This is a genomic window from Amycolatopsis sp. EV170708-02-1, from assembly GCF_022479115.1.
Taxonomy (GTDB): domain Bacteria; phylum Actinomycetota; class Actinomycetes; order Mycobacteriales; family Pseudonocardiaceae; genus Amycolatopsis.
In genome coordinates, this window is record NZ_CP092497.1 from 5,647,770 (window position 1) to 5,659,461 (window position 11,692).

Consider the following 11,692-nt stretch of genomic DNA (forward strand, 5'->3'; position numbering starts at 1 on the left):
GGAGCCTTCAGCCCATCACTGTCGCACCAAGGTCAGAGCCGGGCCGCCAGCTCCCGTTTGAGGATCTTGCCGCTCGGCCCGAGCGGCATCGCGTCGAGAAACTCCACCCGGCGCGGGTATTTGTAGGCCGCGACGTGCTTCTTGCTCCACGCCACGAGTTCGGCCGCCAGTTCCGGCCCGGCTTCCCGGTCCGGAGCGGTCACGACGACGGCGCAGATCTCCTCGCCGTACCGTTCGTCCGGCACGCCGATCACCGCGACCTGGGCGATCGCGGGATGCCTGGCCAGTACTTCCTCGATCTCGCGCGGATACACGTTGTAGCCGCCGCGGAGGATCATGTCCTTTTTGCGGTCCACAAGGGACAGATAGCCGTCGTCGTCGAGGAAGCCGAGGTCGCCGCTGCGGAACCAGCCGTCCACGATCACGGCCGCCGTCGCCTCGGGCCGGTTCAGGTAGCCCGCCATCACGTTGTGGCCACGGACGACGATCTCGCCGACCTCGCCCGGCGGCATCGGCTCGATCCGGTCTTCGGTCTCGGCGCGCGCGATGGCGACGTCCACGCCCCAGATCGGTTTGCCGACGGTGCCCGCGCGGGTCGGCCACGCGCGCTGGTTGTAGGCCACCACCGGCGAGGTCTCGGTGAGGCCGTACCCCTCGTAGATCGGGCAGTCGAACTCCGCCTCGAACCGTTCCAGGAGCGCCACGGGCAGCGAGGAGCCACCGGAGAAGGCGCGGTCGAGTTTGGGCCTTCGCGGATCCTCCGCGGCGGCCTCCAGCAACGCGACGTACATCGTCGGCACGCCCATGAACAGCGAGCAGTTCTGCTCCACCATCAGCTCCAGCGCCTGCCGCGCGTCGAACCGCGACATCAGCACCATCGTCGCGCCGGCGCGGAAACAGGTCGCCATGCCGCAGATCTGGCCGAAGGTGTGGAACAGCGGCAAGCAGCCGAGCAGCACGTCGTCGGCGTGGAAGTCGAACGGCGACAGCATCGTGGTGGTCACGTTCAGCACGACGCTCAGCTGGGTCAGCATCGCGCCCTTGGGTTTGCCGGTGGTCCCCGAGGTGTACAGGATCAGGGCGAGGTCCGACGGTTCCCGGGGTTCGTACCGCTCGATCTCGGCGGCGGCCCCGGCGAGGACGTCGAGGCGGGTCCGGCCGGTGTCGCCGTCCTCCAGCATCGTCAGTACTTCGACACCGGCCGCGTCGGCGGCCTCGCCGCCCTGCTCCAGGAGGGCGGGGCCGCAGATCAGCACCCGGGCGTCGCAGTCGGTGAGGATGTACTGGATCTCCTCCGCGACGAGCAACGTGTGCACCGGCACGACCACCGCCCGAGCGCCAGGGCACCGAAGTAGACCATCGGGAACTCCGGGGTGTTCGGCAGGAGCAGCACGACCCGGTCACCGGCGCCGACCCCCTGGCCCCGGAGCGCGGAGGCGTACCTCTTCGCCCCGGCCCAGAGTTCCCGGTAGGAGAACGGTTCCCCGTCGAACACGAGCGCGGGGTGGTCCGGCCGCCTGCCCGCCGAATCGGCGAGGACGGCCGCGAGCGACAAGGACACCGGACTCCCCTCTCAGAGCCTGTTGGCCGAGCTGAACGGATATATCGACGCGAAGGGGCCCATCACCGCGTCAGACGCGGTGAAAGCGCCCTTCAGCCCCAGCTCACGGATGTGTCACCTTCGCCTTGCTCAGCCGCGCGGCAGGCCGAGGTCCAGCCAGATCTGGTCCAGCGCCTCGACCATCTTCTGCACGTCGCTGCCGGTGTGCACCGCCGACGGGGCCGTGCGCAGGATCTCCTGTCCGAACGGGACACTCGGCGCGTTGATCGACTGGATGTAGATCCCGTGCCGCTGCAGCAGGAGCTCGTGCACCTTCTTGCACAGCGCGTCGTCGCCGACCAGGATCGACACGATATGCGACGCGTCCGAAAGGAACGGGATCCCGCGCTCGGCGAGCAGTTTGTGCAGCAGCTGGGCGTTGTCGGCGAGGATCTCCCGCTCCCGCTCCGAGGAACGCAGGTGCCGGACGGCGGCGAGCGCTCCGGCGGCCACGGCGGGTGGCAGCGCGGTGGTGAAGATGAACGAACGCGAGTGGGTGCGCACGGCGTCGATGAGCGCGGCCGGTCCGGCGATGTACCCGCCGGTGGTGCCGAACCCCTTGGCCAGCGTGCCCATCACGACGGTGAACTCGTCGGCGATCCCCTCGCGAGCGGCGATCCCGGCGCCTTCGGGGCCGTACATCCCGACGGCGTGCACTTCGTCCACATAGGTCATGGCGTCGTACTGCCGTGCCAGCGCGGCGAATTCGGCCAGCGGCGCGATGTCGCCGTTCATCGAGTAGACCGACTCGAACACGATCATCTTCGGCCGGTCCGCCGGGGCGGCGGCGAGCAGCTCGGCCAGGTGGGCGACGTCGTTGTGGCGGAAGATCTTCTTCTCCGCGCCGCTGTGCCGCAGCCCGTCGATGATGGAGGCGTGGTTCTTCTCGTCGGAGAACACGATGCAGCCCTCGGGGCGGCCCGCCAGCACGGTCAGCGAACCGTCGTTGGCGGTGTAGCCGGAGGTGAACAGCAGCGCGTCCTCCTTGCCGTGCAGTTCGGCCAGTTCGCGTTCCAGCGCCACGTGATAGTGGTTGGTGCCCGCGATGTTGCGCGAACCGCCCGCCCCGGCGCCGAACCGCTCGACGGCCTCCTTCATCGCGGAGAGCACGTCCGGATGCTGGCCCATGCCGAGGTAGTCGTTGCTACACCAGACGTTGATCTCGGCGACCGCTTCGGCCTCCTCGTACCGGCTGGCCGTCGGGAACCGGCCCGCCTGCCGCCCGATCTCCAGGAAGTCGCGTTTCTGCAGCACTTCGCCTTGCAGGGTGCGCTGGAAGGACTCCAGGTAGGTGGTCATGACGTCAACTCGCTCTCTGGCTCGGCGTGGCTGGGCTTGGTGGCGGGTTTCGCCTCGTCGCGGAGGCGGAGCTTGTCCGGCTTCCCCGCGTCGGTCAGCGGAAGTTCGGCGCGGAGCCGGATCTCCGCCGGTACGTGGCTCGGGGACAGCGCCCGCGCGACATGCGCGGCCAGGTCGGCGGGGTCCACGTCCCTGCCCCGGCGCGGTACCGCGATCGCGTGCATGTACTCGACGTTGTCCTCGTCGGCGACCCCGAACACCGCGGCCTGCGCGACGTCCGGATGGGCCAGCAGCGCGTTCTCGACCTCGGCCGGGTACACCTTGATGCCGTTGGTCTTGATCATGTCGGCGAGCCGGTCGACCAGGTACAGGTAGCCGTTCTCGTCGAGGTAGCCGACGTCGCCGGTGTGCAGCCAGCCGTCGATGAGGACCCGTGAGGTCAGGTCCGGCCGCTTCCAGTAGCCGTCCATCATCATCGGCGACCGGACGCAGATCTCCCCGATCTTCCCGGCGGGCAGCTCGTGCCGCACATGCGGGTCGCGGATGCCGACCTGCACGAACGGGACCGCCTTGCCGACGGTGGTGAGCAGTTCCGGTTTCAGGTGCTCTTCCGGCGAAAGCGCGGCGATCACCCAGCTTTCGGTGGTGCCGTAGATCTGGATCAGCTTCGCGCCGAACACCTCCGCGGCGCGGGAGAGCCGCACCGGGGAGGCCGGGCTCCCGCCGTAGTAGAGCTCCCGCAGGCTGGAATGGTCGGTGGTGCCCAGTGCCGGATGGTCGAGCAGGTCGTAGAGCTGCGGGGTGGCCAGGTAAACCCGGTTGACCCGGTGGCGTTCCACGGCTTCGAGCACGGCGCCGGCGTCGAACCCCTCGTGCAGGACGATCATCCCGCCGGAGGCGACCGCGTCGTCCACTGTGGACGACACGGAATGGCTGAGCGGCGTGGTGACCAGCATCGTGCAGCGTTCGGTCATGTGCCGGGCCTTGGTGACCACCGCGCCCAGCCCGCCGAACCCCCGGCCGATGCCCTTGGGCCTGCCGGTGGTCCCGCTGGTGTAGGTCAGCACGGCGGTGCCCTCGGCTCGCGGCTCGACCTCGCTCGCGGTCCCGGTGAGGTCCGTGACACCGTCGCCGAAGTCGCCGAAAGCCGCCAACGCCGCCGGTTCCGCCATGGCGTCACGGATCTTCCCGGCCCGGTCGAGGTTCGCCGCGTCGGTGAGCAGGACGGTGGTGCCGGTGTCGTCGACGATCTCGACCTGTGTCGCGATCGGGAGCTCGTCCAGCGGATCGGCGGCGTTGATCCCGCGCAGGTGCACCACGGTGGCACCGATCAGGTTGGCGGCGTAGCGGCCGATCAGCGTCGCCGGGCTGTTCCCCACGGTCAGCAGGGCCACCACCCCGCCCTCGCCGGTCCCTTGGTCGCGCAGCGCGGCGGCGGCGCCGGTGATCGCCGCGGCGAGTTCCGCCGAGGTCAGCTCTTCGTCGCCGTGGCGCAACGCGATCTCGTCCGGCCTGGTGGAAAGCACGTCCAGCAGCTGGCTGACGTAGTGGTCGATCTGCACCGCGCTACTCCGTTCCCGCGGCCCGGCCGGCGAGCTCTTCGAGGTGCGCCACGGCGGACTCCACGCCCGGCATGGTCAGGCTCCGCCGCTGGGCCTGGGCGACGGTGGCCGCGATCCGGGTGTCGGCCAGTACCGCGCGGCAGGTCTCGGCGACCGCTTCCGGGGTGGTGGCGGGGATCTGCTTGCCGAAGCCGAGCTCCTCGATCCGGCGGGCGTTGTGCGGCTGGTCGCCGAACTGGGGCAGCGTGGCCATCGGCACCCCGGCACGCAGCGCCTCGCGGATGCTGTTGTACCCGGCGTGGGTCAGGAACAGCTGCGCACATTCGAGCAGCAGCGGCTGCGGCATCCGTTCGACGACGAGCACGTTGTCGCCGACCTCGACGTCGCCGATCGGGAACCCGGCGGTCGCCACCACCGCCGAACAGTCCACACTGGACAGTCCTTCGATCAGGGCCCGCACCGTGACGTCGGGATCTTCCATCTCCTCCGGCGGATCGATGCCGAACGCCTTGAACGCGCCGAGCATGGGCAGCGCGGTGCCGACCGAGGCGAGCACCAGCGGCCGGTCCGCCGGCATCGCGGCGATCTCCGGCGGCAGGACCTCACCGGTGGCCACCTCCGACGGCTGACGGTAGGTGAACGGCGTCGGCAGATCGAAGGCGGCGAAGGAGGTATCGGCGGGCAGGCAGTCGAAACGGCCGTAGCGGTGCACCATCCCGGCGTCGGGTTCGGCCGCGAGGCCCAATTCCTGGCGACGCTCGTTCAGCGGCTCCACCAGGCCCGCCGGGTCGATCAGGTTGCCCGCGCCCGAGGGCGCGCTGATGTAGGGAACGCCGAGCTGCTCGGCCACCAGCGCGCCGGACAGCTCCGCGCCGTCACGCAGCACGATGTCGGGCTGGAACTCCTTGGCCAGCGGATAGAGCTTCTGGTAGGCGGTGGTGACGTGCGGGCCGCTCGCGGTGGCGATCAGCTGTTCGCGCGTGTCCAGCACCCGGCGCGGGGTCCCGGCCGCTTCGGCCTCCTGGCGTTCCTGGACCATCCGCCCGATCGCCTCGACCATCCCCGGCAGCACCGGTTCGATCCGCATCAGCCCGGGTTCGAAGACGTCGGCCAGTTCCGGCGGGGTCACGACGAGCACGTCGTGGCCGGCCTTCGCCGCCGCCCTGGCCAAGGGCAGCACCGCCCGTGCGTGGCCCTGCGAGCCGGTCACGGTGCACAAAACCCGCATGGGGTCCACCTTTCGTTTCTGTCCTGTGAGGACGGTCAGGGAACGGGGTCGAGGGACGGCGTGCGCACCGGGTCGACCGGGGGCCTGCCGAATCCGCGCCAGGCGATCCCGGACCGGCTGAGCGCGTCGGGGTCGAGGTGGTTGCGGGTGTCGACCACCACCCGCCCTTCGAGCAGGCCGGCGATCCGCGGCCAGTCGAGGGCACGGAACTGCGGCCAATCGGTCAGCAGGACCAGCGCGTGCGCGTCCTTCGCGATGTAGTAGGGGTCGTCGACGACCCGGACGCCGGGGATCGGCGGTTCGGCGCCGGTGAGACCGGGGTCGTATCCGGTCAGCTCCGCACCACGCTCGGCCAGCAGCCGGGCGACGCTGAGCGCCGGGGAATCACGGAGATCGTTGGTGCCCGCCTTGAAGGTCAGCCCGAGCAGGCCGATGCGCAGGCCGGTGAGGTCCGCGTCCGCGGCGAGCCCGCAGGCGACGGCGATCCGCTCGACCACCCGGGACGCCTGTTTCGCGTTACCGGCGATGACCTCGTCGAGCAGGCCGAACTCGAACCCCGCGACCTCGGCGACCTGTTTGAGCGCCATGGTGTCCTTGGGCAGGCAGGAACCACCCCAGCCCGGGCCCGGCGAGAGGAACGTCGGGCCGATCCGGCGGTCGTAACCCATGCCTTCGGTGACGTCGCCGATGTCGGCGTCGAGCCGCTCGCACAGTTCGGCGATGGCGTTCACATAGGACAGTTTCGTGGCGAGGAAACAGTTGGCGGCGTACTTCACCATCTCCGCGCTCGCCGCGTCGGTCAGCACCGTCGGGGCGCCGAGCCGGGCGTAGAGCGCCGCGACCCGTTCGGCCGGGCCGCGGCTGTCGGAACCGACGACGATCCGGTCCGGGTTGAGGAAGTCGTGGACGGCGGTGCCCTCGCGCAGGAACTCCGGATTGCTCACCACCGCGACGTCGTCCCGGCCGAGCAGCGCGGCGACCCTGGCCGCGGTCCCGACCGGCACGGTCGACTTGTTCACCAGCACGCAACCCGGCGAAAGCACGTCACGGACCTTGGTCGCGACGTCGATGACGGCCGACAGATCGGCCATCCCGCCCTCGCCCATCGGAGTGGGTACACAAAGGAAGACGGCTTCGGCGGTCTCGACGGCCTCCGCGGCCGACTCGACGAAACCGAGCCGTCCGGCGGCGATTCCCTCGGCGACCAGGCCGGGCAGGCCCTTTTCCAGGATGTCGACTTCACCGCGTTTGAGCCGGGCCAATTTGCCGCGATCGGAATCGGTGCATCGGACCCGGTGCCCGAGCGAGGCGAGACACGCCGCGGTGGTCAGCCCGACGTATCCGGCGCCGACGACGGCCACTTGGTAGGAATGCAACGTGAGACACCTTTCAGTCGGCGAAATCCGGCTCCGAATTCCGGGAAACGGATTCGAAAGCGAGAGCCGATCGGGCCGGGAATTGGCGGTCCGGCCGATGAACCCGACAGTAGGATCGGCCTCGAAGCGCCAACAACCCCTAGCGACCGGTGCCCACCCCTAATCGCCGGATCCCCGGTTCGGGTGGATCGGGGAATTCCACCCGGACGTCAACCCGTGGTTGGTCGCCGCCGCGGGCCCCGGCTCCTACGCTCGTGATCGATACCGAAGGAACAGGTCGCCCACAGCCGAGGAGAGTGCGCAGTGGACACCAGCACGCTGATCAACATCGCGGTCGCCATCGCGGTCGTCGTCTACGTGATCTACCAGCGCATGAGCTGGAAGCCGCTGGAGAACGTGGAAATCTGGGGCGGGCCGCTCACCCTGGTCGCCATCGGGGTCATCCAGATGCGGCATCTGGACACCACCATCAGCGTCACCGACATCGTCTTCCTTGGCGCGGGTCTGCTCGTCTCGCTCCTCGGCGGCGCGGCGATGGGCGCGATGACGCAGCTGCAGCGGCGCGGTGACAAGGTCTACCAGCGGATCGGTGCGCTCGGCCTCGCCGTCTGGGTGGGTCTGCTGCTCGTCCGCGGCGTGCTCGGGGTGATCGGGCACTTCGCCGGCGCGACGCTGACCTCCGGCGGCGGCACCATCCTGCTCTCGCTGGGCGCGAACCTGATGGCGATGACGCTCGTCCTGTCCGCCCGCCTCGGCGGCGCCAAGATCCCCGGCGGCAGCCCGCAGCGCTGACCGCGGAAAGCCACGTTTGGGGGCCGGTGGTCGTGAGTGGGGAGGGTTCCGTCCGGAATCCTCCCCACTCGGCATCTCAGCCGCCGGAACGCCACCCTCGCCCCGGGCCGAAAGCTCCTTTCGCCGCATCAGACTCGGCGAAGGGAGCCTTCAGCCCACCTGGTCCCGGATCGACGTCCGTACCCCTTCACCGCCGCCGGACCGCGGCGGTCACCACCTCGGCGAACTCACCCGGCCGGTCCTCCGGGAAGCCGTGCCCACCGGGGAAGACCTGGAGGTCGAACGGGCCGGTGGTGTACTCGTGCCAGGCGCGTGCCTCGTCGAGGGACACCGTCGGGTCGCTGTCGCCGACCAGCACCGTGACCGGGCAGCGCAGCGGCGGCGCGGGCTCGGGCCGGTACGCCGCCAGTGCCCGGAAATCGGCCCGGATCGCCGGAAAAGTGGCCTTGAGCAGCTCCGCGTCCCGCGCACCCGGCGAGCCGGCGTCGCGAAGCGAGTACAGCTCGGCCACGAGGTCCTGATCCGGCAGCAGGTGGAGCCCGACGGCGCCGGACCGGGACGGGGCCGCGCAGCCGGACACGATCAGCGCGACCGGGCTCCCGGTCAGCACCTGCTCCAGCCGCCTGGCCACCTCGAACCCGACGACCGCGCCCATTCCGTGGCCGTACACCGCGAACGGCGCGCCCTCCCAGAGCGAGAGCGCCCCGGTGACCCGGTCGGCCAATTCCCCGATGTCTTCGGCACACGGTTCCGCGACGCGATCCTGACGCCCCGGATATTGGACCGCGTGTACTTCGATCCCCGGCGCGAGCGCGGCGGAAAGCGGGAAGAACGCATTCGCGGCCGCACCGGCGTCGGGCAGGCAGATCAGCCGCGGCGCCGATGGTCCTCCGGGCCGGAAAACACGGACCCAGTCCCCGGCATCGCCGCTTGGAGCGGTCATCGCAGGATTCCTCCGAAAGGGATGGGAATTGTTCGGCGGAGGGTCGAGAGACCGCTTTCTTTCGCCTCGGCGAACACTAGCCGGACGCTTCCTGCGGAAACAACCGCGAGAGAGCGACCTCCTACCAACGGTGACGGTATTTCCACCCTCGGAATGATCACCCGCGAGCAAAAAGTGGTGGTGGCCCTACGATCGTCGTATGACCGACGCAGTGTCCGACGAAGTCGAGGAACGTCGCTGGCGATGGGCCGCGCCCGCCGCCGGGACGGCGCTGCTGGCCGTCACCCAGATGACCGCGACCGTACCGGCCGGCGCCGGCTGGCTGTGGGTGCTCTACGCGGTGTCGTCGGCGAGCTGGCTGCTGTGGATCGGGATCAGCGAACGCTTCCCCCGCGCCGCCCTGCTCCCGCTCGCCGTGGCGAGCGCGGTCCCCGCCTTCGGCACCGGCGCCGCCACCGACGGCACCGCCGTGATCATGACCTGCATCACCCTCGCCGCGTTCGCCTCCCGGCTGGAGCCCGGCACCGTCGCGATCATCGCGCTGATGGTCTTCGACTCCGCCGCCATCGTGGCGTCCAGCCTGCTCGGCCACCGCCCGTCGGAGGCTTGGCTCGGCGCGCTCGGCGCGGTCGTCATCGTGGTCCTCGTCGGATTCACCCGCCGCGGTCATCTGACCAGGGTCGCGCAAGCGGAACGGTTGCTGCACCAGGAACGGCTGGCGCACACCCGGGGCGTGCGCGCGGCGACGCTCGACGAACGCACCCGCATCGCCCGCGAGATCCACGACGTCGTCGCCCATTCCCTGGGCGCGCTGCGGGTCCAGCTGGAGGTGATGCACACCCTGCTGGTGGAGGAGAACGACACCGAAGGCGCTCTGCGATCGCTCGCGCTGTCGCGAAGTCTCGCCGACCAAGGGCTCAGCGACGTCCGGGACGCCGTGGCGGCCCTGCGCGAGGACGTCCGCGCCCTGCCGGACGCGCTGAACGAACTGGTGCGGACCTTCGGCCGGGAACACGACACCCCCGCCGATTTCACCATGCTGGGCGAGCACCGCGATCTCCCGTCGGCACAGACGATCGCGCTGCTGCGGATCTGCCGGGAAGCGCTGACGAACGCGGCCAAGCACGCCGCGGGCGAGGCGGTGAGCGTCGAGCTGGAGTACCCGCCGGACGAGGTCCGGCTGCACGTCCGCAATCCCCTCGCCGTCGCACCGGACCCCGGTCAGCCGCCGGGCTACGGCCTGACCGGGATGCGTGAACGGATCGAACTCGTCGACGGCACCCTGGTCACCGGCCCGGACGGCCGGTTCTGGGACGTCACCGCCCGGGTCCCGGGCTGAGGCGAACGTGCCGCCAGCCGTAACTCGCGTGCTTGGAGGCGTAACTCGCGTGCTTGGACGGCGAACACCGAGTTACGCCTTCAAGCACGCGAGTTACGCGCTCAAGCACGTGAGTTACGTGCATCAGTCCCGCACGTAACCCGCTTGGTAGGCATAGCGGACGGCCTGCGCGCGATCCCGGCTCCCCGTCTTGGCGAAGATCCGGTTGATGTGGCTCTTGACCGTCGTTTCGCTGACGAACAGTTCCGCGGCGATCTCCTTGTTGCTGCGCCCCGCCGCGATCAGCGTCAGCACATGGGCTTCGCGCTTGGTGAGCTTCGCGTCGTCCTCCGGCGAAGGCGCCGAAGCCGTCGCGGCCGCGGGCGTCAAGGCGGCGCCGAGCACCCGCCGCTGCACCCGTGGGTCGAGCAGGGCCTGTCCCGCGGCGGCCGCGTGCACCGCGCGCCCGATTTCGTGCTTGTTCGCCGATTTCGTCAGGTATCCCAGCGCTCCGGCCTCCAAGGCGCGCAGCACCCAGTCGTCGTCGGCGTAGGTGGTGAGCACGACGACCTCGATCTCCGGATGGTGTTCCTTGATCCGCCTGGTCGCCTCGACGCCGTCGCACCGGGGCATGGAGAGGTCCATCAGGACGACGTCCGGGCGCAGTTCCCCGGCCAGCCGCACGGCGACCTCGCCGTCGGGCGCCTGGCCGACCACGGTGATCCCCGCGACCGTCCCCACCAGCAGGGCCAGTCCTTCGCGCACCGCCGCCTGATCCTCGGCGATCACGATCCGGACCGGGGGCACTTCTTCGACCATGCCTGCATCATCTCCTGCCCTCGCCGGTCCGCGCCACACGGCACTCCACCTCGAGGTGGACGCCGATCTCCAACCGGATCCCCACCCGCACGCCGATGATCGGCCCGGCCGTTCGCCCTAGATTTCGGGACAACCGGCACCGAACTGCCGGATGGGGAGTCTTTCGAAGGAGTTTTGATGAGTGAAGCCATGCGAAACGCCCTCATCCTGAGCGGCGTACTGCTGGCGCTGGTGCTGTTCACGCACATCGGTCGCCACAAGGCCCACCTGGTCATCCTGATCCTGCCGTTCTTCACGTGCGCGCTGGTCGGCTGGGCGGTCCTCTACGACCTCAAGCTGACCACGCCGAACTCACTGGCCGGACTGGTCGGCATCGCGGCCGGCGTGCTGATCGGCTGGGGACTGCTGAAGGGCACCAAGGTCGAGTGGGACCAGGACAAGTCCGCCGTCTACACCAGGGCAGGCTGGGTCTACTTGGGACTGTGGCTGTTCGTTCTGGTGGGACGGCTCATCTTCGTCTACACGCTGGAGCACAGCCACTCGTTCGCGGCCGATTTCGGCAAGTTCCTGATGGACACCGGGATCGACGCGGGCGGCGTCTCCGCCTTCTTCGTCACCATGGCGCTGACGATGGTCATCTTCCGCACCGCCGGGGTCTGGGTGTACCGGGCCAAGGTACTCAGGCAGGCTCAGCGAACCCCCAGCTACGCGAGCTGAGCCTTGCCTCGCCTGCCCGGTCCGTCGGCTATCCCCCA

10 protein-coding genes and 1 pseudogene are annotated in these 11,692 nt (G+C 69.8%); 3 read left to right on the plus strand and 8 right to left on the minus strand.

All coding sequences use genetic code 11. From position 1 onward, the window contains the following. Positions 1 to 32: 32 nt before the first annotated feature. From MJQ72_RS45180 to MJQ72_RS25535, 6 genes and pseudogenes are all read right to left on the minus strand, one after another. Complete coding sequence (locus MJQ72_RS45180) at positions 33 to 512, minus strand: AMP-binding enzyme (protein WP_396427006.1); 480 nt, start codon at positions 510 to 512, stop codon at positions 33 to 35. Beyond that, positions 510 to 1,561: pseudogene (locus tag MJQ72_RS45185) on the minus strand (AMP-binding protein); the annotation flags it as partial. The gene MJQ72_RS45180 and the pseudogene MJQ72_RS45185, both read right to left, overlap by 3 nt. 129 nt (positions 1,562 to 1,690) lie before the next feature. Continuing rightward, complete coding sequence (gene hemA, locus MJQ72_RS25520) at positions 1,691 to 2,899, minus strand: 5-aminolevulinate synthase (RefSeq protein ID WP_240593541.1); 1,209 nt, start codon at positions 2,897 to 2,899, stop codon at positions 1,691 to 1,693. Next, on the minus strand, positions 2,896 to 4,461 hold the full coding sequence (locus tag MJQ72_RS25525; protein WP_240593542.1) for an AMP-binding protein: 1,566 nt from the start codon (positions 4,459 to 4,461) through the stop codon (positions 2,896 to 2,898). Before MJQ72_RS25525 ends, hemA begins: the two co-directional genes overlap by 4 nt. 4 nt (positions 4,462 to 4,465) lie before the next feature. Then, complete coding sequence (locus MJQ72_RS25530; protein ID WP_240593543.1) at positions 4,466 to 5,689, minus strand: glycosyltransferase; 1,224 nt, start codon at positions 5,687 to 5,689, stop codon at positions 4,466 to 4,468. Positions 5,690 to 5,724: 35 nt separating this feature from the next. Further along, a complete protein-coding gene (locus tag MJQ72_RS25535) occupies positions 5,725 to 7,065 on the minus strand; it encodes a UDP-glucose/GDP-mannose dehydrogenase family protein (protein ID WP_240593544.1) in 1,341 nt (446 codons plus the stop codon). A gap of 303 nt (positions 7,066 to 7,368) precedes the next feature. Here MJQ72_RS25535 and MJQ72_RS25540 point away from each other — a divergent pair, with 303 nt between their 5' ends. Next, positions 7,369 to 7,857, plus strand: coding sequence for a hypothetical protein (locus MJQ72_RS25540; protein WP_240593545.1), 489 nt, complete (start codon positions 7,369 to 7,371; stop codon positions 7,855 to 7,857). Positions 7,858 to 8,044: 187 nt separating this feature from the next. Here the strand turns inward: MJQ72_RS25540 and MJQ72_RS25545 are convergent, their stop codons facing one another. Further along, complete coding sequence (locus MJQ72_RS25545; RefSeq protein ID WP_240593546.1) at positions 8,045 to 8,800, minus strand: thioesterase II family protein; 756 nt, start codon at positions 8,798 to 8,800, stop codon at positions 8,045 to 8,047. A 199-nt stretch (positions 8,801 to 8,999) separates the two neighbouring features. Between MJQ72_RS25545 and MJQ72_RS25550 the strand changes: the two genes are divergently transcribed. Further along, the gene (locus MJQ72_RS25550) at positions 9,000 to 10,139 is read left to right on the plus strand and encodes a sensor histidine kinase (protein WP_240593547.1); all 1,140 of its coding nucleotides are present in this window, start codon (positions 9,000 to 9,002) and stop codon (positions 10,137 to 10,139) included. 123 nt (positions 10,140 to 10,262) lie between these two features. Here the strand turns inward: MJQ72_RS25550 and MJQ72_RS25555 are convergent, their stop codons facing one another. After that, on the minus strand, positions 10,263 to 10,937 hold the full coding sequence (locus MJQ72_RS25555; RefSeq protein ID WP_240593548.1) for a response regulator transcription factor: 675 nt from the start codon (positions 10,935 to 10,937) through the stop codon (positions 10,263 to 10,265). A gap of 177 nt (positions 10,938 to 11,114) precedes the next feature. On the opposite strand from MJQ72_RS25555, the gene MJQ72_RS25560 reads away from it, so the two are divergent. After that, positions 11,115 to 11,654 carry a DUF1453 domain-containing protein gene (locus MJQ72_RS25560; protein WP_240593549.1) on the plus strand — a complete coding sequence of 180 codons (540 nt, stop codon included), beginning with the start codon at positions 11,115 to 11,117 and terminating at the stop codon, positions 11,652 to 11,654. Positions 11,655 to 11,692 lie beyond the last annotated feature (38 nt).

Excerpts from the sequence above, each read along its gene's own strand:
- MJQ72_RS25530 (WP_240593543.1), bottom strand. The coding sequence starts at position 5,689 with ATGCGGGTTTTGTGCACCGTGACCGGCTCGCAGGGCCACGCACGGGCG.
- hemA (WP_240593541.1), bottom strand. The coding sequence starts at position 2,899 with ATGACCACCTACCTGGAGTCCTTCCAGCGCACCCTGCAAGGCGAAGTG.
- MJQ72_RS25555 (WP_240593548.1), bottom strand. The coding sequence starts at position 10,937 with ATGGTCGAAGAAGTGCCCCCGGTCCGGATCGTGATCGCCGAGGATCAG.
- MJQ72_RS45180 (WP_396427006.1), bottom strand. The coding sequence starts at position 512 with ATGCCGCCGGGCGAGGTCGGCGAGATCGTCGTCCGTGGCCACAACGTG.
- MJQ72_RS25545 (WP_240593546.1), bottom strand. The coding sequence starts at position 8,800 with ATGACCGCTCCAAGCGGCGATGCCGGGGACTGGGTCCGTGTTTTCCGG.
- MJQ72_RS25560 (WP_240593549.1), top strand. The coding sequence starts at position 11,115 with ATGAGTGAAGCCATGCGAAACGCCCTCATCCTGAGCGGCGTACTGCTG.
- MJQ72_RS25550 (WP_240593547.1), top strand. The coding sequence starts at position 9,000 with ATGACCGACGCAGTGTCCGACGAAGTCGAGGAACGTCGCTGGCGATGG.